This window comes from Kribbella sp. NPDC004536 (assembly GCF_042873835.1).
Taxonomy (GTDB): Bacteria; Actinomycetota; Actinomycetes; order Propionibacteriales; family Kribbellaceae; genus Kribbella.
The window spans coordinates 326,459-351,659 of sequence record NZ_JBIALY010000004.1 but is presented as its reverse complement, the minus strand read 5'-3'; the positions used below and the strand labels follow the sequence as shown (position 1 = coordinate 351,659).

Here is a 25,201-nt window from a genome sequence, read left to right as displayed (position 1 = left end):
GCCCAATCCAACTACCTGTTACGGAAGCGATTAATAGCATCCAGATGCCGGGCGCGCAGTTCCGGGTCGCGGACGCCGAGGCCTTCGGTGGGTGCGAGGGTGAGGACGCCGACCTTTCCCTGGTGCAGGTTGCGGTGTACGTCGTACGCCGCCTGGGCCGTCTCCTCCAACGGGTAGACCCGGCTGACGGTCGGATGCACCATGCCCTTCGCGATGAGCCGGTTCGCCTCCCACGCCTCGCGGTAGTTGGCGAAGTGAGAGCCGATGATCCGTTTCAGGTTCATCCACAGGTACCGGTTGTCGTACTCGTGCATGAACCCGGACGTCGACGCACACGTCACGATCGTCCCGCCCTTGCGCGCGACGAAGACCGACGCCCCGAACGTCTCCCGGCCTGGGTGCTCGAACACGATGTCCGGGTCGTCCCCGCCGGTCAGTTCGCGGATCCGCGCGCCGAGCCGCTTCCATTCCTTCGGGTCCTGGGTGTGCTCGTCGGTCCAGAACTTGTACCCCTCGGCGGACCGGTCGATGATCAGCGAGGCACCCATCGCGCGGCAGATCTCCGCCTTCTCCGGCGACGACACCACGCACACCGGGATCGCGCCGCCGTTCAGCGCGAACTGCGTCGCGTACGAGCCGAGCCCGCCGGACGCGCCCCAGATCAGCACGACGTCGCCCTGCTTCATGTTGGCGCCGTTCGCCGACACCAGTTGCCGGTACGCCGTACTGTTCACCAGCCCGGGCGACGCCGCCTCCTCCCAGGTGAGGTGCGCCGGCTTCGGCATCAGCTGGTTCGACTTGACCAGCGCGATCTCCGCGAGCCCGCCGAAGTTCGTCTCGAAACCCCAGATCCGCTGCTCGGAGTCGAGCATCGTGTCGTTGTGCCCGTCCGGCGACTCCAGTTCGACCGACAGGCAGTGCGCGACCACCTCGTCGCCGGGCTTCCAGGCGTTCACGCCGGGCCCGGTCCGCAGTACGACGCCCGCCAGGTCGGAGCCGACGACGTGGTACGGCAGGTCGTGCCGGGCCGTCAGCGGCGACAGCTTCCCGTACCGCTTCAGGAACGCGAACGTCGACACCGGCTCGAAGATCGACGTCCAGACGGTGTTGTAGTTGATCGCGCTCGCCATCACCGCGACCAGCGCCTCGCCGGGCCCGAGCTCGGGCGTCGGTACGTCGTCGAGGTGCAGGCTCTTGCGCGGATCCTTCTCCTTGGCGTCCAGCCCCTCGAACATGCCCGCCTCGTCGGCGTGCACCGTGATCCCGCGGTAGTGGTCCGGTACGTCGAGCTCTCCGACGGCGGCGTTGTCACCGGAGAGAATCGCTTCGAGGATCTGCTTCACGAGAGGGCCTCCTGCAGCGCGGGGGTCTGGTGAGCGGTGAACTTACCGCTGAGTATGCGCCCGTGGCTGTGCCGTGTAACACAGCGAACCCCGGGTGAGACGACCGTCACTCGATCAGTCCACCGTTGTCAGTGGTCCTATCAGCGCAAGTGGGTGTGCAGGCGTACCTGGGTGAAGTCGTCACCCGACCGCAGCTGCACCAGATCGCACAGCTGGTTCGCCAGCCACACACCCCGGCCACCGAGCCCGTCGAGTGGCGGCAGGACCCGTCCGACGAGCAGGTTCTCGATCCGTCCCTGGTCGGTCACGTCACAGATCAACGCCCCGCTCGCGATCCACACCGCGAGCCGCCCGCGACCGCCGCCGAACCGGATGCTGTTCGTACAGATCTCGTGCAGCGCCAGCGACAGGTCCTCGAGCCGGTCCCGCGAAACCCCGTGCGAAGCAGCCTGGCCGCTGAGCCACTGCCGCACCTCACCGAGCTCGTCCGGCCCGAACTCCCATCGCTCGGCCCGGTCCGGTGCGGCGTCCAACGCGGTCCGAAAAGCCTTCTCCGCAAGGGCATCCGCGCCGGCGTGGGTCGCGGTCGGATCGATCCCGACCGTCGCCTCGTACGCGCAGCACAACCGGAACGACCGGTCCGCCGCGAACGCGATTCCGGACAGCGCCTCGTGCAGCTGTACCTCGTCGTACGCCGCCGCGTTGCGGCCTGGGTACGCCGGTTCGCCGAGGCCGCGCACCGGTCCGGGGTGCTGGTCCAGGATGTTGCGCCAGAACGGGATCAGCCGCGCGGGGTTGCCACCGGCAACGGTCATATCGATAAAGCGGACGGCGTCCCGGGTCGCACCGAGGGCGTCGCGCAGTATCGCGAGCCGCTCCGGTGGAAGTACGGCCACGATGGTTTCCCCCGCCGCCAGACCCTCGGAGATGAACGCAGCCGCACGCTGCACGAAGCCCTCGTCCCCGGCATGGACAAAGGCATCGTGCTCGAATCCGGCCGGCGCACCGTGCAAGGAGTCGGTGGCGCTGTCCTTCAGCACCCGAACAGAGTAGTCCGCCGAACGGACAAGCAGGCAGTTCTTTAGCGCGCCGTTACACCTAGTGCGAGCTTGATGGCTCCACGAGTTCGACCAGGACGCCGCCGGCCGACTTGGGGTGGATGAAGTTCACCCGGGACCCGGCGGTGCCGCGCTTGGGCTCGTCGTAGAGCAGCCGCGCGCCGCGTTCGCGCAGTACGGCCGACACCGCGTCCAGGTCGTGCACCCGGTACGCGAGCTGCTGGATGCCCGCGCCGCGCTGGTCGAGGAACTTCGCGATCGGCGACGCCTCCGACAACGGAGCCAGCAACTGGATCGAGGAACCGGAGTCGCCGACCGACAGCATCGCCTCCCGGACGCCCTGCTCCTCGTTGATCTCCTCGTGCGCCACGGTCATGCCGAACACGTCGGCGTAGTACCGCACGGCCTCGTCGAAGTCGGCCACCGCGATGCCGACGTGGTCGATCGCGTCGAACAGCTGATCCATCCGCCAAGCGTTGCGCAGACCGGGCCCGGGAACCATCGAAAGTGGCCGAGCTGACACGATCCGTGTGACCCGTCTGACGTCGCCGACCAGCGGCGTACCAGTGCCGTCGCAGGTATCGTGACAGCATGTCTGACACGCGGAACTCAAGCGTCATCGTCGCCGGTGCACGGACCCCGATCGGGCGGTTGCTGGGCGGCCTCAAGGGCTTCACCGGCGCGGACCTCGGCGGGTTCGCGATCCAGGGCGCACTGCAGAAGGCGGGCGTCGCCGCGGACCAGGTCGAGTACGTGATCATGGGCCAGGTCCTGCAGGCCGGCGGCGGTCAGATCACCGCCCGCCAGGCCGCGGTCAAGGGCGGCATCCCGATGGACGTACCGGCGATCACGATCAACAAGGTCTGCCTGTCCGGGCTGAACGCGATCGCGCTCGCCGACCAGCTGATCCGGGCCGGCGAGTACGAGATCGTCGTGGCCGGCGGCATGGAGTCGATGACGAACGCGCCGCACCTGCTGCCGAAGTCCCGCGAGGGTTTCAAGTACGGCGACACCACGCTGGTCGACTCGATGGCGTACGACGGGTTGTGGGACGCCTTCACCGACCAGGCCATGGGTGCGCTGACGGACCAGCAGAACAACGCGGTCGAGAAGCTGACCCGCGAGGAGCAGGACGAGTTCAGCGCTCGTTCGCACCAGCGCGCGGCAGAGGCGTGGAAGAACGGCGTCTTCGCGGACGAGGTCGTTCCGGTCGAGGTGCCGCAGCGCAAGGGTGACCCGATCGTGGTCGAGACCGACGAGGGTGTTCGTGGTGACACGTCGGTCGAGGCGCTGGCGAAGCTGCGGCCGGCGTTCGGCAAGGACGGGACGATCACCGCCGGGTCCGCGTCGCAGATCTCCGACGGCGGTTGTGCGGTCGTCGTGATGAGCAAGGCGAAGGCCGAGGAGCTCGGGCTGAGCTGGATCGCCGAGATCGGTGCGCACGGTTCGGTCGCGGGTCCGGACTCGACCCTGCAGAGCCAGCCGGCCAACGCGATCGCGAAGGCGTGCTCGAAGGAAGGCATCGCGCCGGCCGACCTCGACCTGATCGAGATCAACGAGGCGTTCGCGGCGGTCGGGATCGCGTCCGCGCGCGAGCTGCAGGTCGGCGACGACAAGGTCAACGTGAACGGCGGCGCGATCGCGCTCGGCCACCCGATCGGGATGTCGGGTGCGCGCCTGGTCCTGCACCTGGCCCTCGAACTGGGCCGTCGCGGCGGCGGCGTCGGCGCAGCCGCACTGTGCGGCGGCGGCGGCCAAGGCGACGCCCTCATCGTGAGGGTCCCGAAGAACTGATGCCGCGTCGGACGCCGCCGGTCGGTGAACTGGTGGAGCGGGCCCGGGAGGGGGACTCCCGGGCGGTGGCTCGGCTGATTTCGCTGGTGGAGGACGAGTCGCCGTTGCTGCGGGACGTGATGGCGGCGTTGGCGCCGTACGCCGGGAACGCGCACATCGTCGGCATCACCGGATCGCCAGGCGTCGGGAAGTCGACGTCGACCTCCGCGCTGGTTTCGGCGTACCGCGAGACCGGCAAACGGGTCGGCGTACTCGCGGTGGACCCTTCGTCGCCGTTCTCCGGCGGCGCGCTGCTCGGGGACCGGGTACGGATGCAGGACCACGCGACCGACCGGGGCGTGTTCATCCGCTCGATGGCGTCCCGCGGGCATCTCGGCGGCCTGTCCTGGTCCACGCCGCAGGCGCTCCGAGTACTGGACGCGGCCGGCTTCGACGTCGTACTCGTGGAGACGGTCGGCGTCGGCCAGTCCGAGGTGGAGATCGCCGGAATGGCGGACACCACGCTCGTACTGCTCGCGCCCGGTATGGGCGACGGCATCCAAGCGGCCAAGGCCGGAATCCTCGAGGTCGGCGACATCTACGTGGTCAACAAGGCGGACCGCGACGGCGTCCAGTCCGTCACCCGGGACCTCCGGGCGATGCTCGCGCTGGCCGAGCGCAGCGAGGGCTCGTGGACCCCGCCGATCCTGAAGACGGTGGCCTCGCGCAACGAAGGCGTGGCCGAGGTCGTGCAGGCGATCGAGGACCGGCTGACCTGGATGTCGGGGAACGGCGTACTCACCGAGCGCCGGCGCAGCCGCGCCCGCGACGAGATCGAGGCGATCGCGACCACCGCGCTGCGGGCCCGGTTCGCCCACCTGCACGGCGACGCCCGCCTCGACGTACTCGCCGCAAAGGTCGCCGAAGGCGGCACCGACCCGTATTCAGCAGCAGATGAGTTGATCGCCGCTTTGTGACACTTGTCTCGCTGTGGAACAATCGACCACGCAGTGTCACTTTGTGTCTTTGCTTTCCGTTCACCAGGAGTTGTGCCGATTTCGGGCAAATACCGCAGGATTTACGCTCCGCAAGCGGATCCGCCTCTCCGGGCGGCGCGCCGGTGGGTGCCGTGCCCCCGAATCCGTTACAGAATGGACCTTGTAGCTGGTGAGCATTGTGCGGTGGGCTGTGTTCAGTCAGTGACAATTGGTGACGGTCCGTGATACAAAACTCAAACACAGTCGACCGAGTGGGTTAGGAACAAGGAGTGGCGACATGCCGAAGAAGCTGTTGATCTGGTCGCTCATCGCCTTTGCCGGCTTCTATCTGTTCACTCAGCCGGCCAACGCCGCGGGGGCGGTCGGTGGCGCGTTCTCTGCCGTGGGTGATGCGTTCGGAAGTGTCATCACCTTCCTGACCGCGCTGTTCAAGTGATCTACCGCCGGGTGTCCCGTCGCGAGTGATCGTGCGGGACACTTGGAGCTACGGGGTCACACACCAGCGCGTGACAGGGGAGTGAGTGGATGGCCGGAATAGGCCTGTTCCGGATCTTCGACCCGAAGGTCCGGCGCCATCTGATCTCGGACGAGGGCGAAGTCGTCATCGACGAGGTGCGGCACCACTGGGTGGTGTTCACGGTGCCGATGCTCGAGGTGATCCTCGCGGCGGCACTGCTGCTGACGATGGCGACCACCGCGATCGGCGGGCAGCCGGTGCTGCTCGCGATCGTGCTCGTACTGCTCGCGCACGCCTTCTGGCAGTTCCTCACCCAGCATCGGGACCGGTTCGTGGTCACGAACATGCGGGTGATGCGGATCCGCGGCGTCTTCTCGCAGACGGTCGCGACCACCCCGATCGCCCGGGTCCTCGACATCACCCTGCAGAAGCCGATCATCGGGCGGATGCTGGGCTACGGCCACTTCGTCTTCGAGTCGGCCGCGCAGGACCAGGGTTTCCGTGAGATCAAGTGGGTCAGCCGCCCGGACGACCGGGACCTGACCATCCAGCGCGTCATCCAGCGCACCGGCCTGCGTGCGTCCGCGAGTGTCGACGTACTGCAGGGTGACGAGGACTCCGACGACGACGGCACGGGCCCGATCGGGATGGACTCCGCGCAGGAGGTCACCGCGAGCACACCGGCCCCCGCCGCCGCGCAGACGTCCCGCCCGTCGCCACCACCGTCGTCGTCCGCCACGAAGTCCATCTTCAACAGCGAACGCGGCAACTGGACCGACAACGACTGATCTGACAGTTACGGCCTGCTGGGCGCGAACGTCCTGTGTAGGTGGGGATGTGGTGCCCGCGTGCACAGCGTGTGTCAGGCTCCGCGCGGGTGACTGAAGCCTCACTGAAGTGTCACTGAAGTGTCGCTGACTTTGTGATCGTGTGGCTGAACTCCAAGCTGGCGACCGGACATTTCCGCGCTACTCTCAAATCGTCCTGCACTCTGCCTGGCGAGCAAAGGGGCGGCCATGAGGCAACGGGTTCTCGGGGACACCGGTATCTGGGTGAGCGAGTTCGCCCTGGGGACACTGATGTTCGGGGCGTGGGGCAACCCTGATCACGATGAGGCAGTCCGCACGATCCACGCAGCTCTGGACGCGGGCATCAACTTCGTCGACACCTCCGACATGTACTCGCGCGGCGAGTCCGAAGAGATTCTCGGCAAGGCTCTGGCCGGATGCCGCGACGACGTCGTGCTGGCCACCAAATGCTTCAACTCGATGGGTCCCGACCCGAACCACAGCGGTTCGTCCAGGCGGTGGATCATCCGCGAGGTCGAGAACAGCCTGCGGCGGCTCGGCACCGACCACATCGACCTGTATCAGCTGCATCGCCCTGACCCGTTGACACACATCGACGAGACCTTGTCGGCGATGTCCGATCTGGTGCGTTCGGGCAAGGTCAGGGTGATCGGACACTCGACCTTCCCCGCTGATCTCCTCGTCGAGGCGCAGTGGACTGCCGAACGACGCGGCCACGTCCGCTTCCGGACGGAGCAACCGCCGTACTCCATGCTGGCCCGGAGTGTCGAGGGCGACGTACTGCCGGCTGCGCAGCGGTACGGGATGGGCGTGCTGACCTGGGGACCTCTGAGTGCCGGCTGGCTCTCGGGCCGATACGGACGGGGCAAGCTGGACCTTGAGCAAGGACGAGCCCGCTCGGAACGCGTCAAGTATGACCAGGGCATTCCTGCGAATGTCGCGAAGCTGGAGGCCGTGACCAAGCTTCGGGCGGTCGCGACCGATGCCGGGCTGCGGTTGGCGCACATGGCGATCGCCTTCGTCCTCGCTCACCCAGCGGTCACCTCGGCCATCATCGGCCCGCGCTCGCTGGAGCAGCTCAAGGACCTGTTGGCCGGAGCGGACACCATCCTGAGTGCTGACATCCTCGACCGCATCGACGAGATCGTGCCCCCCGGTACCGATATCAACCGGGACGACTCCAACTACACCCCGCCTGCGCTCCTCGACAAGTCACGCCGGCGGCGACCTCCGGGGACCCCGGCAGTCCTAGGGGCCAACTCGGCACGGATAGGTGTCGGCAGCCAGTCGTAGTCGCCCGGTGCCGGCGACCCCGCCGCGCCTTGTTGAGGGGATCGGTCTTCGATGTCCGAACGGCAAGCGTACGTTCCAGGTACCCCGTGCTGGGTTGACCTTTCGACAGAAGACACCGTAGCGGCCGTTGACTTCTATCGAGGTCTACTCGGCTGGGAGCCCAGTTGGACGGAGGACCTCAGCCGTGGGGTGTTCCGGAAAGGCGGAAAGATCGTCGCTGGGATCGTTCGAACCACCGGCGAGGACATCGCGGCTACGTGGAACACCTACATCACCAGTCGCGACCTGGCAGCGACGTCTGCCAAGGTCCTGCAGGCCGGCGGCCAGGTCCTGGTACCGGCGACGGCGGTGTTGGACAGCGGAATCACGGCAACCTTCGCCGACCTGGAAGGTGTCCGCATCCGGGCCTGGGAACCCATCCGGCATCACGGCGCGGAGATTGTCAACGAGCGTGGAGCCTGGAGCTGGAGCGAACTCAACACCCGCGATTCGGGTAAGGCTATGGCGTTCTATCCGGACGTCTTCGGTTGGAGGCCCGAGGAGAACGTGGGTACGGCCGGGTACATCGACTGGAGGGTCGGCGGCAAGTTCGTCGGGGGCATGATGGACATGCCGTCGTACGTCTCGCCCGATGTTCCGCCGCAGTGGCTGAACACCTTCGTCGTGGACGACGTGGATCTGGCCGCGAAAACCGTTCTCGAGCTGGGCGGCGAGCAGCAGCGGCCGTTCGCGGACTTCCCGACGGCCGGCAGGGTCGGAATCTTCAGTGACGTCGTGGGTGCCGGCTTCGCCCTGATCTCAGGCCTGACCGAGCACTTCTGATGCCCGCAGACGATGTCGCGATGGCGGATCCCGACGGCGGTGGAACTCTGGATGTGCTGCTGGACGTCATGGCGGAGGAGTTCAGTATCCTCACGCGGTCTCCGATCCTGCATACACCGGCGGAGAGCGGGTTGGAGTTCGAAGACGTGACCTTCCCGTCGGAGGACGGTACTCCGCTGGAGGGCTGGCTGATTCCGGCGAACTCCGCTGACACGATCATCATCATGGGGCACCCCCAGTGGTGCAGCCGTGCAGGACTGCCCTCACACCTCGAGCCGTGGAAGTCGCTCGGCGCCTACGGTGGCAATGACTTCGAAGTCAACTTCATACCTGACATGAAGATTCTCCATGACGCCGGCTATACCGTTCTCGCCTACGACCACAGGAACTTCGGCCACAGTGGGGCTGCCAACAACGGCTTCACCTCGAACGGCATCTTCGAGTCTCGCGACGTTGTCGGCGCCGTTCAGTATGTGCGCGGCCGGCAGGATACCGGCAGCATGCGTATGGGGCTCTTCAGCCGATCCATGGACTGCAACGCGACGTTCTTTGCGGTAGCGCGACGTCCGGACGTCTTCGAAGCGGTCAGGTGCCTCGTCGGTTGTCAGCCGTTGTCCGTGCGCGTGGCCGTCGAGCAAAGACTGTTGAGCATGGGGATCCCGCTCGACCGGCTGCCGGACCTGGATGAGCGGATTCGGCGGCATATCAGCTTCAGACTCGAGGACCTGTCGCCGCTGCCGGCAGCACGGAAGGTCACCCTGCCGACGCTGCTCTATCAGGTGCGGGACGACGTCATGACTCGCCCGAGTGATGTCCAGTCGATGTTCGACAGCCTGCCGGCGGTTGACAAGGCTTTGTTCTGGATCGAGGGCACGACGCGTCGCTGGGACGGCTACTGCCATTTTCAGAAGGAACCGGCCAGGGTGCTCGATTGGTTCGAGAGGCATCTGACATGACGAACCAGGAGATGCCCAACGACGACAATGGCCAGATCATCAAGGAATTGCGGGCCAACGCAGGCAAAATGAGTGGGTTCGTCGGCGGCCGGACCTTATTGCTCCTGACTTGCACCGGGGCGGACACGCTTCGACGCGTTGGGCCACTGGACTGATGACCACAACATTGATCACCGGCGCGAACAAGGGGCTCGGGCTTGAGACGGCTCGGCAGCTCGTCGCGGCGGGCCACACTGTCTGGCTGGGGTCCCGTGACAAGGCTCGAGGCGAACGCGCCGTTGCCGAGGTGGGTGGTCGCTTGGTTGAGCTCGATGTGACCGATGACGCGTCGGTCGCCGCGGCTGTCGAGACCGTCGGCAGTCTGGATGTCCTGATCAACAACGCCGGCATCATGGACTACCCGTGGACTCCCGTCGAGGACGTCACGCCTGATCTGATCCATAGAATCTACGAAACGAACGTCGTCGGGCTGGTTCGAACCACCCACGCGTTCCTGCCCCTGCTGGCGGAGTCTGCCAATCCCGTCGTGGTGAACGTGGGGAGCAGCCTCGGATCGATGGGCCGGGTGAGCACGCCCGGCCTGCCGGAGAACGAGCTGACCGCGATGGCGTACGGCGCGTCGAAGGCCGCAGTCAACATGATCACGGTGCACTACGCGAAGTCGTTCCCCGGCTTCCGGGTCAACTGTGTCGTTCCGGGATACGTAGCGACGGATCTCAATCAGCACAGCGGCCCGCTGAGCGTTTCTGAAGGAGCTGTCATCATCGTGCAGATGGCCTGTCTTGGCCCGGACGGGCCGACCGGCACTTACTGTGATGTGGACGGCATGCTTCCGTGGTGAGCCTGAGGATCGGGAGTCTCCAAGCTCCGGAACAGGTCGCGGCGAGCCTCCCGATAGGCGCGTTCGGCTTCGTTGGCTTCGGCTAGCGCATCCTCCAGCGCCTCGGCTGCCTCGGTGTAGCGGGACTGGCGGGCGAGGAGTTCGCCGCGTACGGCGTGGTGCCGTGAGGTGACCGGGATCGTCTCCAGGAGTTTCAGCGCGGCGTCGACCTCGCCGGTCTCGGCGATCGCGACGACCCGGGCGAGTTCGGCCGCGGGGCTGGGGGAGACCTCGACGAGCAGGTCGTACAGCCGGGCGATCTCGCGCCAGTCGGTCGCGGTGTAGCTCGGGACGCGGGCGTGTTCGGCGGCGATCGCGGCCTGCAGCTGGTACGCGTCCGCCTGCCGCTCGGAGCGTTCCAGCGATTCGTTGAGCAGGGCGATGCCGCGGGCAACCATCTCCTGGTTCCACAACGTCCGGTCCTGCAGGTCGAGCGTCACCACCTGACCGTCCGCGTCGAGCCGGGCCGGCCGGCGCGCTTCAGTCAGGAGGAGCAGGGCTTGTACGGCGGTGGGCGTCGGCTGATCCGGTAGCAGCGAATGCAGGAGCTCCGCCAGCCGGATCGCCTCCGCGCAGAGATCCACGTCGTACGCCGCTTCGCCCTCGGCCGGTGCATGTCCGGCCGTGTAGAGGCTGTGGACGACCGCGCTGACGGCCGGCAGGCGTTCGGGCAGCTCGGCCGCGGGCGGTACGCGGTACGGGATGCGGGCGGCGGCGATCTTCTGGCGGGCGCGGACGAGCCGTTTCGTGGTGGCGACCTCGGTGGTGAGCAGTACGCCGGCGATCTGGGCGGGGGTGAGGCCGCACAGGGTGCGGAGCGCGAGGGCTACCCGCGTCGGTGGGGAGAGCGACGGGTGGCAGCAGGTGAAGATCAGCCGGAGCAGGTCGTCCTGGACGACTTCCTCGGGCTCGATGTCTCGCCGGGTGAGCTCGATCAGGTCCTGCCCGCCGCGTTCCTTGGCGCCGCGGGCGGTTTCGCGGCGGATGATGTCGATCGCCTTCCGCCGTGCGGTCACGGTCAGCCAGGCGCGCGGCTCGGGCGGTACGCCGGTCACCGGCCAGGCCCCGAGCGCGGCAAGAGCTGCTTCCTGGACGGCGTCCTCGGCGAGCTGGACGTCGCCGAGCGTCCGGATCAGGGTCGCGAGAATCCGCGTCCGCTCGACCCGAACGGTCTCGGCAACCACGTCGTACGACCCGTCCACCCCTCACCCAACCCCTCGCCCCGCCGTCCGCGCCCATCGTCCAACCACTCGTTTGCGCCCGCGCCGCTCGGCGGCCGCTCGGCGTGGAGAGCTGTTACTTGGCGACGATCACCGGGCGGACCTCGACGGCTCCGCCCCAGGCGGCTGGGATCTCGGCGGCGATCTTGACCGCTGCCTCGAGGTCGTCCGCCTCGATCAGGTAGTAGCCGGTCAGCGCTTCCTTGGTCTCGGCGTACGGCCCGTCGGTGGTGACGACCGGTCCGCCACGGGCTCCCTCGACCCGGACGACGGTCGCCGTCGCGGTCGGGTGCAGGACGGCGCTCGCCTTGACCTGGTCGGCGTACTCGACGCCGAACCGGCGGTACTCGGCCAGCTCGTCGGCCTGCTCGGGCGCCCACCAGTCGACGTCCGCGGTGTAGGTGAGTGCTAGGTACTGCGCCATGGGAGTCCTCCTTCTCGGCTGTTGTGAAGGGAACGAACGGCACCTCCCACAGAGGACATGATCATTGTGACGCTTCGGAGATCCGGCCCCGGAACGCGCGCACGACGTTCGGATCGCCGAGGATCTCGATCGCGTCCTCGCCGGCCCGTCCCCACAACCACAGGTAGACCTGCTCGGGCTCGCCGGTCACCTCCGCCGCGACCACGCCGTCGTCCCCGTGCTGTACGTCGACACTCGTCGCGTCGGCGTTCACCGTCCAGGACCGGCCACCGGCCCGCAGCCGGATCGCGGCGTCGATCGGGTACTCGGTGTCGCCTTCCTCCCACCACGGGCCGCCGAGCGTCGGGTACAGCACCTCGTCGATGCCGTCGAGCGCCAGCGACGGGTCGATCGGGGTGACCACGTCGTGCGCCTGTTCGACGTCGACCCGGTGGATCGCGGTCTCGTGCGCCATCCGCCGGTACCAGAACGCGGACGTGTTGTCCCGCGGGTTGAACGTCCAGACCGGCGTCGACGTCCCGGCGCTCTCCAGCGCCGCGACAATGGCCTCGCGCGCTTCGTCGTACCACTGGAGGCTGCCGAGGCCGGAGAAGTCCGGCGGCCACGGGTCGGGGAGAGTGCCGTGCTTCAGCACCTCGACCTTGTGGACGTACACCTGCGCGACGTGCCGCACCACGTCGTCGACCGTCCAGCCGGGACAGTTCGGCACCGGCGCGCCGAGTCCGGTCCGCGCCACCTCGCCGAGTCGCGCACTGTCGGCGCGCAGCTGCTCCAGGTATGTCATGGTCCGCACCCTGTCAGAGACCGCCGACAGTTTCAGACGCTCCGCGCTTTGAGGGCCGCTTCCCAGTCCTCGGTCTCGGTGTGGCTGATCTCGACGACGCGTTCGGCGAGCAGTTTCACCGGCTCCTCGGCCGTCGTGTAGCGGCCCGCCTTCTGCGCGTACAGCCAGGCCTCGTTGCGCAGCTCCTGCGCGGTCCGCGTGTACGTCGGGTACGAGTCCTTGAACCCGAACAACGTACGGATCCCCTCGGCCAGCGCGATCACGCCGCCGAGCGCGGGTGCCAGCCAGGTCGGTGCCTTGATCGCGACCGAGATCGCGATCACCAGCGCGGCCAGCAGTTGCACCGTGCCGAGCGCCCGGTACCAGATGCGGGCGCGCCGGGCCTGGTGGGCGTACCAGCGGAAACGGATGCTGATCAATTGCTCGGCGGGCGAGTCGCTCCCGAGCGCGGGGAAGTCGGAATCTCTGAGTCTCGACATGGTCCGCCCAGTCTGGGGCTAAGGTTCCGGTCATGGCCAGGAGAAGGGCGTTGCCGTTCGATCCGATCGACGAGGCGTCGCGGCAGTGGGGGCGGCGGTGGGGTGCGGTCGAGCAGATGCGGGCGGTCACGTCGCTGATGCGGGCGCAGCAGATCGTGATCAACGAGCTGGACGACATCCTCCGCAAGCACGGGCTGACGTTCGCCCGGTTCGAGGCGCTGGTCCTGCTGACCTTCTCGCGCCGCGGGTCGCTGCCGCTGGGAAAGATGGGGGAGCGGCTCCAGGTGCACCCGACATCGGTGACGTCGATCGTCCGCCGGCTCGAGGCGGCCGGGCTGGTGACCCGGACGCCGCACCCGGACGACGGCCGTGCGGTGCTGTGCGAGATCACGCCCGACGGCCGCGACCTGGTCGAACGCGCCACCGCCGACCTGGTCGCCGCCGACTTCGCCCTCCGCGGCCTCACCGACGAGCAACTCAAGATGCTCTGGTCCGTCCTCGAGCCCCTCCGCCACAACGCCGGCGACTTCTGAGCCGGACGCCCAGGCCATCACAATCGGCTTCCGGGCCGCATCTGCCGCCTGGCACCTCCGGCGGCAGCCGATTGCGATGGCCTGGCGGTCCACCTCACATTGGAAATAGTTGGACGTCCTAGTATTTTGGGACCAGTCCCTAGGGAGGTCTGACTGATGGATGCCGAGCAGATCGCGGCCGGGCAGAGCCGGTGGCAGCAGCGTTACGACGCCGCGCGCAAGCGGGAGGCGGACTTCACCACGCTCTCCGGCACCGAGGTCGCCCCCGTGTACGGCCCGCCCGAGCGCAGCGCGGACCCGCGGATGGAGCGGATCGGCTGGCCGGGCGAGTTCCCGTTCACCCGTGGGCTGTACGCGACCGGGTACCGCGGCCGGACCTGGACAATCCGGCAGTTCGCCGGCTTCGGCAACGCCGAGCAGACCAACGAGCGGTACAAGATGATCCTGAACGGCGGTGGTGGCGGCCTGTCGGTCGCGTTCGACATGCCGACGCTGATGGGCCGCGACTCCGACGACCCGAAGTCGCTCGGCGAGGTCGGGCACTGCGGGGTCGCGATCGACTCGGCCGCGGACATGGACCGGCTGTTCAAGGACATCCCGCTGCAGGACGTCACCACCTCGATGACGATCTCCGGCCCCGCCGTCCCGGCGTTCTGCATGTACCTGGTCGCCGCCGAGCGGCAGGGCGCCGACATCTCCAAGCTCAACGGGACGCTGCAGACCGACATCTTCAAGGAGTACATCGCGCAGAAGGAGTGGCTGTTCCCGCCGGAGCCACACCTGCGCCTGATCGGCGACCTGATGGAGTACTGCGCGACCACGATCCCGGCGTACAAGCCGCTCAGCGTCTCCGGGTACCACATCCGCGAGGCCGGCTCGACGGCCGCGCAGGAGTTGGCGTACACGCTCGCCGACGGCTTCGGGTACGTCGAGCTCGGGCTGTCGCGCGGGCTCGACGTCGACGTGTTCGCGCCCGGTCTGTCGTTCTTCTTCGACAGCCACCTGGACTTCTTCGAGGAGATCGCCAAGTTCCGCGCTGCCCGCCGGATCTGGGCGCGCTGGCTGCGCGACGTGTACGGCGCGCGCACCGAGAAGGCCCAGTGGCTGCGGTTCCACACGCAGACGGCCGGGGTGTCGCTGACGGCGCAGCAGCCGGTAAACAACGTCGTACGGACGGCCGTCGAGGCACTCGCCGCCGTACTCGGCGGGACCAACTCGCTGCACACGAACGCGCTCGACGAGACGCTCGCGCTGCCGACCGAGGAGTCGGCCGAGATCGCGCTGCGCACGCAGTCCGTGCTGATGGAGGAGGTCGGCGTCACGAACGTCGCCGACCCGCTCGGCGGCTCGTGGTACGTCGAGGCGCTCACCGACGCGATCGAGGCCGAGGCCGAGCAGATCTTCGCGCGGATCAAGGAGATGAGCCCGGACGAGACGATGACCGGCGGCATCCTGCGCGGGATCGAGGACGGCTGGTTCATGGCCGAGATCGCCGACGCCGCGTTCGAGTACCAGCAGAAGCTCGAGAAGGGCGAGAAGAAGATCGTCGGCGTCAACACGCTCACCGACACGGTGTCCGGTGAGCTGGAGATCCTCCGGGTCTCGCACGAGGTCGAGATCGAGCAGTGCCGGGTGCTCGCGGAGCGCAAGTCCCACCGCGACGAGGACCGGGTACGGCGTACGCTGTCGGCTCTGGTGGAGGCGGCCAGCGGCACTGGCAACCTGATCGAGCCCATGCTGGAGGCAGTGCGTGCGGAGGCCACGATGGGGGAAATCTGTCACGTTCTTCGGGAACAGTGGGGCGAGTACCGAGAGCCCGCCCGCTTCTGAGGAACCGTCCGAGCGGTCCGCCGCGACCGGGACCCCGGACGAACGCCCGGTCGTGGTCTGCGGCTCGGACCGCACGATGCTCCGGGTGGTCACCGAGCTGGTGAGTTCGGGCGAGCGGGTGACCGCGATCGTCAACCCGGTGTCGCGGCATCGCGACCGGATCGGGGAGCTCGGCGCGACTGTGATCCTCGCCCCGGTGATCAGCGAGTCCCTGCTCCGCAAGGCCGGTATCGACGCGGACGACGACGGTACGCCGTCCACCGCCCGCGCGCTGGTGCTGCTCGACACCGACGACGTCCACAACGTGCACACCGCGCTGACCGCCCGCGACATGGATCGCGACCTGCGGATCATCCTGCAGATGGTGAACCCGCGACTGGGCAGCCAGCTGAACAGCCTGCTCGGCGACTGCGTGGTGATCAACGGGCCGTCGCTCGCGGCGCCCGCGTTCGTCTCGGACGCGCTCGACGACGACGAGCTGACCTGGATGGAACTCGGCGGCCGGATGGTCGTGGTCGGTCAGGCCGATCTGATCCGGGAACCACACCTGACCGTGCTCGCCGACACGACGTCGTCGGCCACGCCGCAATTGTTGCCGCAGGCCAGTGTCGACCCGGAGGGCGACATCGTCCTCGGTACCGGCGTCCGGACGGTCTGGTACAGCCGTGGCGTACGCCCGGCCGGGTGGGCGATGGCGGTCCGCGACATCCTCGACAGCCGGGTCCGGAAGATCGCCGCGCTGATGGCGATGCTGATCGCGATCGGTACCGGGATCGTGCACTACTTCGGCAACATCGAGTGGTGGCGGGCGCTGTACCTCGCGGCCGGTGTGGTCACGTCGGCAGGGATCGACGACGACAAGTTCAACGACGCGCAGCCGTGGGTGAAGGTCAGTGCGGTCGTCGTCCAGCTGACCGGGATCGTACTGATGGCATTGTTGACGGCGGTCGTGGTCGACTCGCTGATCGGCGCGCGGCTGTCGCGGATCATCGGCGGGGTGCGCGGGCGGCCGCGGAACCACGTCGTGGTGTGCGGTCTCGGTACGGTCGGCGCCCGGGTGCTGGAGATCCTGGTCGAGCGGGGCGTCGCGGTGGTCGGGGTCGACCAGGACGACGACGCGCCCGGCGTACAGGTCGCGCATCGGTTGAAGATCCCGGTCGTGGTGGGGGACAGCAGCAACGAGGAGACGCTGCGGTCGGCCGGTGTACAGCGCTGCCAGGCACTGCTCGCGATCACCGACGGGGACATCACCAACCTGGAGTCGGCAATGGTCGCGCAGGAGCTGAATCCGGACGCGCGGATCACGATGCGCATGTTCGACCACGACCTGGCGGAGCGGGTCGAGCGGCAGCTCGGCCTCGGCAACAGCCGGTCGGTGTCGATGCTGGTGGCACCGGCGGTCGCGGCGGCGGTCGGCGACAAGCGCCGCCAGGTGATCGTGCCGGCCGGTCGCCGCGTACTGCTCCTGACCGAGGTGGTCGTCGAACCCGGCTCGGTCGCCGAAGGGCGCAACCTCGGCAGCCTGAACGAGGCCGAGGGCCTGCGGATCCTCGCCCGGCAGGACCTGAACGGACCCTGGGACTGGCAGCCGACCGCCACCCGGGCCGTCAACGCGGGCGATCGGGTGGCGGTCGCGGGGACCCGCGCCGGGCTCGCCCGGCTGCTGATGGTGACCCGGGCGCAGCGCAAGTCGGCCGCGTCGTAGAGGATAGGTTTGTGAACATGCGGAGCAGGCACGGAATGCGAGGATCACGGTGAGCCAGTCCAACTTCTCCCGTCCCGGGGCGGTCGACCTCTCGTCCCTGCGCAAACCGGCCGGCGGCGCGCCCGGTGCTCCCGCTGGTGGCGGCGCTGCCGGTGCCTATGTGATCGAGGTGACCGAGGCGAACTTCCAGGCCGACGTGATCGAGCGGTCGCTGCAGGCGCCGGTCGTGGTCGAGCTGTACTCGCCGCGTTCCCAGGGCGCGGCGACGCTGAGCGCCGCGCTGACGAAGCTCTCCACCGAGTACGACGGCAAGTTCTTGCTGGCCCGGATCGACGTCGACGCGAACCCGCAGGTGGCGCAGGCGTTCGGCGTCCAGGCCGTACCGGTCGTGATCGCGATCCTGCGGGGTCAGCCGGTGCCGCTGTTCCAGGGCGTACTGGGCGAGCCCGAGGTGCGTCAGTACCTCGACCAGCTGCTGACCGTTGCGGTCGCGAACGGCATCACCGGGCGCGCCGAACCGGTCGGCCCGGTGGCCGAGCCGGTCGAGGAGGACGCCCCGAACCCGCGGTACGAGAAGGCGGAGACCGCCCTCGGCGCGGGCGATCTGGACGGCGCGATCGCGGCGTACGAGGAACTCCTCAAGGAGACCCCGAACGACGCCGAGGCGAAGTCCGGGCTGGCCCGCGTGCAGCTGGTGAAGCGCACGCAGGACGTGCCGGCCGACGTACGGACGCGGGCCGCGGACAACCCGGCCGACGTCGAGGCGCAGCTGCTGGTCGCGGACGTGGACCTGATGGGCGGGCACGTCGACGACGCCTTCGCGCGGCTGATCTCCACGATCCAGGCGACGGCCGGCGACGAACGCAACGCCGTACGCCTGCACCTGCTCGAACTGTTCGACGTCGTGGGCGCCGACGACGACCGCGTGATCAAGGCCCGCCGCCGGCTGATGGCTGCGCTCTTCTAGAGCTTGTCGTGACCGGAACCGGTCAGTGTGAATTGTTGAAATCGGTGTTGCGGTGCTCTGAGAATTCTTTACATGAGTACTGCCGAGTCGCCGTTGCCGAGTCTTGAGGCGCGGATCCACGGTCTGTTGCCGGCGCTCAGTCCGGCGCAGGCGCGGATCGCGGCCGAGGTACTGCGGGATCCGGCGGCGGTGGCGTCGTCGACGATCGGGCAACTCGCGGAGCGGTGCGGTACGTCGCTGCCGAGTGTGACGCGGTTCTGCCTGGCGCTCGGCCTGTCCGGGTACGCGGAGCTGAGGCTGACGCTTGCGGCTGAGACTGGTCGGACCAGTCTCAGCTGGGAGCGGGGGACCGGGTCCGAGGTCGGACCGGACGACTCGCTGGACGACGTACTGCGCACCCTGCTCCGCGCGGACAGCCGCGCGCTCGAGGAAACCGTCGCGGCACTCGACGTTGCCGCGCTCGGGCGGGCCGTACTGGCGATCTCGGATGCGCGGCGGATCGATCTGTACGCCGTGGCCGGGTCCGCGGCGGTGGCGGAGGATCTGCGGTTGCGGCTGCACCGGATCGGGCGGGGTGCGAGTAGCTGGAGCGACGTACACACCGCGCTGGCCAGTTCCGCGTTGCTCGGGACCGGGGACGTCGCGGTCGGGATCTCGCACAGCGGCGAGACGATCGAGGTACTGGAGCCGTTGATCAGGGCCGGGCGGCAAGGTGCCACGACCGTTGCCGTCACCAACTATCCGCGGTCGCCGCTGGCGCAGGTCGCGGGGATCGTACTGGTCACCGCGGCCCGCGACGTGACGTTCCGGACCGGCGGCCTGGCCGGGCGGCACGCGCAACTGCTGGTTCTCGACGCGCTGTACCTCGGGGTCGCGCAACGCGACTACCTGCTGGCAGAACAGGCCTTCGACGCCACCGCCGACGCAGTCACCGCCCACCGCCGGCGCACCTGAGGGATGCCGCGCTGCACGGGGACATCCCGGCCTGGGTGTTCATCCAGACGCTTGCCTACGACAACCGGCGAAGTAGCTGTGTGGTGGGCTGTCGCTACGGCAGCCCACCTTGGCCGGTGTAGACGCCCATGGCGCGGAAGCGGAGCGCGGGGGCGGCGTACTCCTCCAGGGCGTGCGCGGTCCAGCCGATCATCCGGGCGAGTGCGAACAGGGCATCGCCGGCGTCGGGGCGGAAGTTGTACGCGTGCATGAGCGCGGCGATCGCCAGGTCGCTGTTCGGGAACGTCGGCCTGCGTTCGGCGATCGCGTGCACCGTGGCGACGATCGGGTGGTCGTTCAGGAGTTCGAGGAGTACTTCGGCGCGCGGGTCGTGGTGCTGGTAGATCTTGTGGCCGAAGCCGGGGATCGGTTCGCCGGTACGCAACTGGTCCGACAACGCTTTGAGTGGGTCCTGTTTCGCGCGGGCGAGGAACTCGTACGCGAGCGTCGGCGCGGCGCCGTGGTACTGCCCGTCGAGTGCGCCGAGTCCGGCGGAGATCACCGCGTACAGGTTGGCGCGAGCGCTCGCGGCGACCCGCGCGGCGACGGTCGACACCGCGAGCCCGTGATCGGCGAGCAAGATCAGCACCGCATCGAGCAACTCCGGCCGCGGCTCCTGATCCGAAAGCTTCGGCCACAACCGGGCCCCCAACGTCCCGTCCACGGTCGGACCCGGCAGCGCCGCCACCAGATTCCCCACCAACCGCCCAGCCGCCGCCGTCACCGCGCCGGGCGACAAATCAAACCGCAACCCATCCGCCGCCCCCAACACCGCCACCGCCACCCGAACCCCATCCACAAGCCGAGCATCCGGCGGCACCACACCCATGGCCCGCCTAGCCAGCTCCACCCCGCGACCATCACCCGCAAACAACCCCACGTCCGTCCACCCCTCGCCCCGCGGCGCATCCGCCCCGTGCACGCCCGCCCCGTGCACGCCCGCCCCGTCTGCGCCCGTGCCGCGCTCGCCGTCCCCGCGGGCTGCATCCGCCGCGCCGGCTCCCGCCGTGTCGGCGGTGGGGAACTGGTTGGACCAGAGGAGGTTGGCGACCTGGTCGACTGTTGCGGTGGTGGCTAACAAGCGTGCTGAGTGGCCGCGGTAGTAGAGCTCGTCGTCTTTGAGCAGCGTGAGTTCTGACTCGATGCGTTCGACGACGCCGGAGTGTTCGACCGAGCGGGCGGCGAGGCGTTCCACGTCGGTGCTGGAGAACAGGCTGCCGCGGCGGCCGCGGGCGCGGACGCTGGTGAGGAGGCCTCGGCTGACGTACGCGTAGATGGTGGCCGGTTTGACCTGCAGCCGGCGCGCGACCTCCGCGGTGGTCAGGTAATTCTCGTCACCTTCGGCTGACATCCCCGCTCCTCGAGCCGTTCATGTTGACTGGATCAATATTGACAATAGTTGATTGCCTGTCAACTCTGAAGTCATGTCAACAACGATCACTGCCCCGCCCGGTCTGCGCAACGTCGTCGTCACCGAGACGACCCTCGGCGACGTCCGGGGTGACGAGGGGTTCTACCACTACCGGCAGTACTCGGCGATCGAGCTCGCGAAGTCCAAGAGCCTCGAAGACGTCTGGTACCTGATGTTCGAGGGCCACCTCCCGACCGCCGACGAACGCGAGCGCTTCGTCGCGGAGCTCGCCCCGCTGCGCGTCCTTCCGGACGAGGTCAGCGCCGTACTGCCCGCGATCGCGGCCGCTGGTCCGACCTTCAACCCACTTGCGGGCCTTCGTACGGCGCTCTCGCTGCTTGCTGCCGTACGCGCCCTGCCGCCGCTCTGGGACGCCGACCCGGTACGCCGCAAGGCCGACGCGATGCTCGTCTGCGCCGTCACCCCGACGATCCTGGCGGCGCTCTACCGCCTCCGCGAAGGACAGCAGCCGCTCGAGCCGCGCGCCGATCTGACGGCCGCGGAGAACTGGCTGTACCTGGTGACCGGCGCCGAGTCGACCGCCGTACACACAGCCGCGATCGAGCACTACCTGGTGTCGACCGTCGACCACGGATTCAACGCGTCCACGTTCACCGCGCGGGTGATCGCCTCCACCGGCGCCGATGTCGTCTCCGCGGTCGCCGGCGCGATCGGCGCGTTCTCCGGCCCGTTGCACGGCGGCGCCCCGGACCGCGCGCTGGCGAGTCTGGACGAGATCGGTACGCCGGACCGCATCGACGCCTGGGTCCGCGCGAAGGTGTCCGCGGGCGACCGGATCATGGGGTTCGGGCATGCCGTGTACCGAACGGAGGACCCGCGGTCGCTGATGCTGCGCGACATCGCCCGCGGGATCGGCGGCGACCTGGTCGACTTCGCGACGACGGTCGAGCAGCGCATCGTCGACGTACTCGCCGAACTCAAGCCGGGCCGCAACCTGTACGCGAACGTCGAGTTCTACGCCGGCGTGGTGATGGAGCTGTGCGGCATCCCGCGCGCGATGTTCACCCCCACCTTCGCCGTCAGCCGCATCATCGGCTGGTCCGCGAACATCCTCGAACAGTCCACCGACCCCAAGATCATCCGCCCCATCGCCACCTACGTCGGCCCGCAACCCCCGGCCCCGATCGGCTGACCTGTCAGAAGAATCGCATGACGCCGTCGGTTACTGGAGTGAAGCGGAGGGACAGGAGGTCTCGGGGGTAGTTCTGGCGGAGACGCCAGGGGCCGTGGGTGCCTTGGCGGGGGAGGATGTCGGCGGCTCGCCGGACGTAGCCGGAGGTCAGGTCGACCACCGGGCGGCGTGGCGCGTCGTAGTCGGTCGGTGGTACGTCGGCGCGGCAGATGCGGCTCTTGGTGGTGGTCATGTAGTTGAGCAGGCGGCACACGTACTGGGAGGTCAGGTCCGAGCGGAGGGTCCACGAGTTGTTGGTGTAGCCAATGCACCAGGCGAGGTTCGGTACGCCGTCCAGCATCATGCCCTTGTAGACGAACCGGTCGCCGGGCTTCACGGTCCACCCGTCGACCGTCAGCTTGATGTTGCCGAGTGCAACCATACGGAGACCGGTCGCGGTGACGACGAGATCGGCCTCCAGTTTCTCGCCCGAGCGGAGCAGCAGCCCGGACGGGGTGAACCTCTCGATCTCGTCGGTCACCACCGACGCGGAACCGTTCCGCAGTGCCTTGAACAGGTCGGCGTCCGGGACCAGGCAGAGCCGCTCGTCCCACGGCTTGTACCGCGGCGTGAAGTGTGGATCGACCGGGATCGAGTCCGGTAGTTGCTTGGCCACCGTACTGTTCAGCAACCACGCCGCATGCGCCGGGAACTTCCGGAAGGCGTTGTAGAACAGGGTGCTCATGGCAACGTTCTTCCCACGGATCACCCGGTGCGCGGTCTTCTCGGGCAGGACGGCGCGGATCCGGTCCGACAGCGCGTCGACGGCCGGGCGGGACGCGACGTAGCTCGGTGAGCGCTGCAGCATCGTGACGTGTTCCGCCGCACCGGCCATCGCGGGCACCAGCGTGACCGCCGTCGCGCCGCTCCCGACCACGACGACCCGCTTGCCGGTGTAGTCGAGGTCGGCCGGCCAGTGCTGCGGGTGTACGACCTGCCCTTCGAACGCCTCCTGCCCGTCGAAGTCGACCACATGTCCCGAGTCGTAGTCGTAGTACCCGCTGCAGGCGTACAGGAACGAGCACGTGTACGACGCGGCGGAGGTGTGTACGGTCCACCGCGCGTCCGCCGACGACCAGGACGCGCGGACGACGCGTTCGCCGTACCGGATGTGCTTGTCGATGCCGTACTTCGCGGCCGTCTCGTGCAGGTACGACAGGATCGACGGCCCGTCGGCGATCGCCTTCGCCGCCTTCCACGGGTGGAACGGGAACCCGAGTGTGAACATGTCCGAGTCCGACCGCACCCCTGGGTAGCGGAACAGGTCCCAGGTGCCGCCGAGCGCCTCGCGCGCCTCGAGGATCGCGTACGTGCGGTCCGGGCAGCGGGTCTGCAGGCGGTACGCCGCTCCGATCCCGGACAGTCCCGCGCCGACGACCAGAACGTCGTAGTGCTCCATGTACCCCACGGTAATAAAGATTCCGATCCGGCGTTGTCGATTCCGTGTCGTGGCGATCGTCAGCAAGATGTCCAGTAAGAGGCGCCGTAAGAAGCGCTAGACGAGGGAGTCCGACATGGCGCAGTACATGTTCCTGCTGTTCGACAGCGAGGACTGGTACGACAACCTGACCCGGGACGAGTGGAACCAGGCGATGAAGCTGCACGGCGAGTTCGCGGCAGCGGTGGAGAAGGCCGGGGCGAAGATCCTCGGCGGGGAGGCGCTCGAGCGGTCCAGTACGGCGAGCACCGTGAAGAACCGCGAGGGTGCGGAGCCGCTGGTCACCGACGGGCCGTTCATCGAGACCCGCGAGGCGCTCGGCGGGTTCTACCTGATCGAGGCGCGCGACCTGGACCAGGCGCTGGAGCTGGCCAAGGCCTGCCCGTCCGGGAACATCGAGGTACGCCCGGTGATGCCGACGTCCGAAGACGCCGCACCACCGGCCTGACCAGCGCACAAGTCGGACCAGTCGGGGTGTCCGACCGGTCCGCAGGTCGGACCGGTCCGCAGGTCGGACCGGTCTGCTGGTCCGACCAGTTGGTGCCGCGGGTACGCCGACACCGTGTGGGTCGGCGTACCCCGCGGAGGGGAACGGGGGAGTGGGTGACTGAGGCGGTCGAGGTGACGCGCGTCGTCGACCAGGCACACCGGGAGTGCTGGTCGACGGTGCTGGCGTCCGTGGTGTGGCTGACCCGGGACCTGGACCTCGCGGAGGACTGTACCCAGGACGCGTTCGTACGGGCGCTGCGCACCTGGCCGGACGGGATCCCGGACAACCCGGGCGGGTGGTTGACGACGGTCGCGCGGCGGCTCGCGCTGGATCGGCTCCGGCGGGAGACCAACCTGCGGCGGAAGCTGCCGCTGCTGGTGGAGGAGCCTGGGGAGGCCGAACAGCCGACGGATCCGCTGCGGCTCGTGTTCACGTGCTGCCACCCGGCGTTGGCGCGGGACTCGCAGGTGGCGTTGACGTTGCGGCTGATCTGCGGGCTGACGACACGCGAGGTCGCCGCGGTGCTGCTGATCGGTGAGGCGACGGCGGCGGCGCGGATCACGCGGGCGAAGAAGAAGATCGCCGCGGCGGGCATCCCGTACCGGATCCCGGCGGACCACGAGTTGCCGGCGCGGATGGATGTGGTGCTGACCGTCGTACACCTGGTGTACACGGCTGGCTACGTCGCTGCCGGGGTGGAGCTGACGCGTACGGACCTGACCGGGCGGGCGATCGAGTTGGCGCGGTTGCTGGTGCGGTTGATGCCGGGCGAGCCGGAGCCGCAGGCGCTGCTCGGGTTGCTGTTGATGACCGAGGCGCGGGGTGGTGCTCGGGTCAGCGCGGATGGTGAGTTGGTGTTGCTGGCGGACCAGGACCGGTCGAGGTGGGACGGGAAGCTGCTGGCGGAGGGGGTTTCGCGGGCTACCGCGGCGTTGCAGCGTGGGTACGGGCGGTTCGCGCTGCAGGCGGCGGTCGCCGGGTTGCATGTGACGGCGCCGTCGTGGGAGAAGACGGACTGGCAACAGGTGGTCCGCATGTACGACGCGATGATGGTGAGCTGGCCGACGCCGATCGTCGCCCTCAACCGGGCCGCCGCCCACAGCCTGGTCCCCGGTGCCGACGTCGAGTCGGTCCTCGCCGAACTCGACGCCCTCGCCCAAGAACCAGCCCTCGCGACCTACGCCTACCTACCCGCCACCCGCGCCGACATCCTCACCCGCCTGAACCGCCCCACCGAAGCCGCCAAGGCCTACGAACAAGCAATCCACCTGACCGCCAACGAAACCGAACGCCGCTTCCTCACCACGAGACTCAACGCACTCACCCCACCCCACACCGAGTGAGGG

At 68.4% G+C, this 25,201-nt stretch carries 26 protein-coding genes; 17 read left to right on the top strand and 9 right to left on the bottom strand.

From position 1 onward, the window contains the following. Positions 1–11: 11 nt before the first annotated feature. From ccrA to mce, 3 genes are all read right to left on the bottom strand, one after another. Positions 12–1,343: a crotonyl-CoA carboxylase/reductase gene (gene ccrA / locus ACFYRU_RS34885; RefSeq protein WP_387666905.1), complete on the bottom strand. Its 1,332-nt coding sequence runs from the start codon at positions 1,341–1,343 to the stop codon at positions 12–14. 140 nt (positions 1,344–1,483) lie between these two features. After that, on the bottom strand, positions 1,484–2,383 hold the full coding sequence (locus tag ACFYRU_RS34880) for an anti-sigma factor RsbA family regulatory protein (protein ID WP_387666902.1): 900 nt from the start codon (positions 2,381–2,383) through the stop codon (positions 1,484–1,486). A gap of 58 nt (positions 2,384–2,441) precedes the next feature. Beyond that, the gene (gene mce / locus ACFYRU_RS34875; RefSeq protein WP_387666900.1) at positions 2,442–2,867 is read right to left on the bottom strand and encodes a methylmalonyl-CoA epimerase; all 426 of its coding nucleotides are present in this window, start codon (positions 2,865–2,867) and stop codon (positions 2,442–2,444) included. A gap of 125 nt (positions 2,868–2,992) precedes the next feature. Here mce and ACFYRU_RS34870 point away from each other — a divergent pair, with 125 nt between their 5' ends. From ACFYRU_RS34870 to ACFYRU_RS34830, 9 genes are all read left to right on the top strand, one after another. Beyond that, positions 2,993–4,195, top strand: coding sequence for an acetyl-CoA C-acetyltransferase (locus ACFYRU_RS34870; RefSeq protein WP_387666897.1), 1,203 nt, complete (start codon positions 2,993–2,995; stop codon positions 4,193–4,195). Next, a complete protein-coding gene (gene meaB, locus ACFYRU_RS34865; protein ID WP_387666894.1) occupies positions 4,195–5,151 on the top strand; it encodes a methylmalonyl Co-A mutase-associated GTPase MeaB in 957 nt (318 codons plus the stop codon). Before ACFYRU_RS34870 ends, meaB begins: the two co-directional genes overlap by 1 nt. Positions 5,152–5,449: 298 nt before the next feature. Continuing rightward, a complete protein-coding gene (locus ACFYRU_RS34860) occupies positions 5,450–5,608 on the top strand; it encodes a hypothetical protein (protein ID WP_185759051.1) in 159 nt (52 codons plus the stop codon). Between the two features lie 89 nt (positions 5,609–5,697). Then, complete coding sequence (locus tag ACFYRU_RS34855; RefSeq protein ID WP_387666891.1) at positions 5,698–6,417, top strand: PH domain-containing protein; 720 nt, start codon at positions 5,698–5,700, stop codon at positions 6,415–6,417. 228 nt (positions 6,418–6,645) lie between these two features. Then, positions 6,646–7,731, top strand: coding sequence for an aldo/keto reductase (locus ACFYRU_RS34850; RefSeq protein WP_387666888.1), 1,086 nt, complete (start codon positions 6,646–6,648; stop codon positions 7,729–7,731). Positions 7,732–7,782: 51 nt separating this feature from the next. Continuing rightward, entirely contained in the window at positions 7,783–8,553 is a 771-nt protein-coding gene (locus ACFYRU_RS34845; protein WP_387666885.1) for a VOC family protein, read from the top strand. Positions 8,554–8,573: 20 nt separating this feature from the next. After that, complete coding sequence (locus ACFYRU_RS34840; RefSeq protein ID WP_387666882.1) at positions 8,574–9,509, top strand: alpha/beta hydrolase; 936 nt, start codon at positions 8,574–8,576, stop codon at positions 9,507–9,509. Continuing rightward, on the top strand, positions 9,506–9,664 hold the full coding sequence (locus ACFYRU_RS34835) for a hypothetical protein (protein ID WP_387666879.1): 159 nt from the start codon (positions 9,506–9,508) through the stop codon (positions 9,662–9,664). Before ACFYRU_RS34840 ends, ACFYRU_RS34835 begins: the two co-directional genes overlap by 4 nt. Next, positions 9,664–10,350, top strand: coding sequence for an SDR family NAD(P)-dependent oxidoreductase (locus tag ACFYRU_RS34830; RefSeq protein ID WP_387666876.1), 687 nt, complete (start codon positions 9,664–9,666; stop codon positions 10,348–10,350). The genes ACFYRU_RS34835 and ACFYRU_RS34830 overlap by 1 nt, the downstream gene beginning before the upstream one ends. On the opposite strand, the gene ACFYRU_RS34825 is transcribed toward ACFYRU_RS34830, so the two are convergent. From ACFYRU_RS34825 to ACFYRU_RS34810, 4 genes are all read right to left on the bottom strand, one after another. After that, a complete protein-coding gene (locus tag ACFYRU_RS34825) occupies positions 10,317–11,591 on the bottom strand; it encodes an RNA polymerase sigma factor (protein WP_387666874.1) in 1,275 nt (424 codons plus the stop codon). The two genes, ACFYRU_RS34830 and ACFYRU_RS34825, sit on opposite strands and share 34 nt — an antisense overlap. A gap of 94 nt (positions 11,592–11,685) precedes the next feature. Continuing rightward, on the bottom strand, positions 11,686–12,033 hold the full coding sequence (locus ACFYRU_RS34820; RefSeq protein ID WP_387666871.1) for a YciI family protein: 348 nt from the start codon (positions 12,031–12,033) through the stop codon (positions 11,686–11,688). A 61-nt stretch (positions 12,034–12,094) separates the two neighbouring features. Further along, entirely contained in the window at positions 12,095–12,817 is a 723-nt protein-coding gene (locus tag ACFYRU_RS34815) for a maleylpyruvate isomerase family mycothiol-dependent enzyme (protein WP_387666868.1), read from the bottom strand. A 32-nt stretch (positions 12,818–12,849) separates the two neighbouring features. Next, positions 12,850–13,296, bottom strand: a complete 447-nt coding sequence (locus ACFYRU_RS34810; RefSeq protein WP_387666865.1) for a DUF4231 domain-containing protein — start codon at positions 13,294–13,296, stop codon at positions 12,850–12,852. 32 nt (positions 13,297–13,328) lie between these two features. On the opposite strand from ACFYRU_RS34810, the gene ACFYRU_RS34805 reads away from it, so the two are divergent. From ACFYRU_RS34805 to ACFYRU_RS34785, 5 genes are all read left to right on the top strand, one after another. Then, positions 13,329–13,829, top strand: coding sequence for a MarR family winged helix-turn-helix transcriptional regulator (locus tag ACFYRU_RS34805; protein WP_387666863.1), 501 nt, complete (start codon positions 13,329–13,331; stop codon positions 13,827–13,829). A gap of 156 nt (positions 13,830–13,985) precedes the next feature. After that, positions 13,986–15,659 (top strand): methylmalonyl-CoA mutase, encoded by a 1,674-nt coding sequence (locus ACFYRU_RS34800; protein WP_387666860.1) that lies wholly within the window; start codon positions 13,986–13,988, stop codon positions 15,657–15,659. Then, positions 15,580–17,364, top strand: coding sequence for an NAD-binding protein (locus ACFYRU_RS34795; protein WP_387666857.1), 1,785 nt, complete (start codon positions 15,580–15,582; stop codon positions 17,362–17,364). Before ACFYRU_RS34800 ends, ACFYRU_RS34795 begins: the two co-directional genes overlap by 80 nt. 49 nt (positions 17,365–17,413) lie before the next feature. Beyond that, positions 17,414–18,331 carry a tetratricopeptide repeat protein gene (locus tag ACFYRU_RS34790; protein ID WP_387666855.1) on the top strand — a complete coding sequence of 306 codons (918 nt, stop codon included), beginning with the start codon at positions 17,414–17,416 and terminating at the stop codon, positions 18,329–18,331. Positions 18,332–18,403: 72 nt separating this feature from the next. Continuing rightward, positions 18,404–19,285 carry a MurR/RpiR family transcriptional regulator gene (locus ACFYRU_RS34785; RefSeq protein WP_387666852.1) on the top strand — a complete coding sequence of 294 codons (882 nt, stop codon included), beginning with the start codon at positions 18,404–18,406 and terminating at the stop codon, positions 19,283–19,285. Positions 19,286–19,379: 94 nt separating this feature from the next. On the opposite strand, the gene ACFYRU_RS34780 is transcribed toward ACFYRU_RS34785, so the two are convergent. Continuing rightward, the gene (locus ACFYRU_RS34780; protein ID WP_387666850.1) at positions 19,380–20,675 is read right to left on the bottom strand and encodes a citrate synthase; all 1,296 of its coding nucleotides are present in this window, start codon (positions 20,673–20,675) and stop codon (positions 19,380–19,382) included. Between the two features lie 73 nt (positions 20,676–20,748). On the opposite strand from ACFYRU_RS34780, the gene ACFYRU_RS34775 reads away from it, so the two are divergent. After that, a complete protein-coding gene (locus tag ACFYRU_RS34775) occupies positions 20,749–21,888 on the top strand; it encodes a citrate/2-methylcitrate synthase (RefSeq protein ID WP_387666848.1) in 1,140 nt (379 codons plus the stop codon). Between the two features lie 4 nt (positions 21,889–21,892). Here ACFYRU_RS34775 and ACFYRU_RS34770 read toward each other — a convergent pair whose 3' ends face one another. Further along, positions 21,893–23,326: a flavin-containing monooxygenase gene (locus ACFYRU_RS34770; protein ID WP_387666845.1), complete on the bottom strand. Its 1,434-nt coding sequence runs from the start codon at positions 23,324–23,326 to the stop codon at positions 21,893–21,895. A gap of 115 nt (positions 23,327–23,441) precedes the next feature. Here ACFYRU_RS34770 and ACFYRU_RS34765 point away from each other — a divergent pair, with 115 nt between their 5' ends. Next, complete coding sequence (locus ACFYRU_RS34765; RefSeq protein WP_387666842.1) at positions 23,442–23,813, top strand: YciI family protein; 372 nt, start codon at positions 23,442–23,444, stop codon at positions 23,811–23,813. Between the two features lie 155 nt (positions 23,814–23,968). Then, entirely contained in the window at positions 23,969–25,198 is a 1,230-nt protein-coding gene (locus ACFYRU_RS34760; protein ID WP_387666839.1) for an RNA polymerase sigma factor, read from the top strand. Positions 25,199–25,201 lie beyond the last annotated feature (3 nt).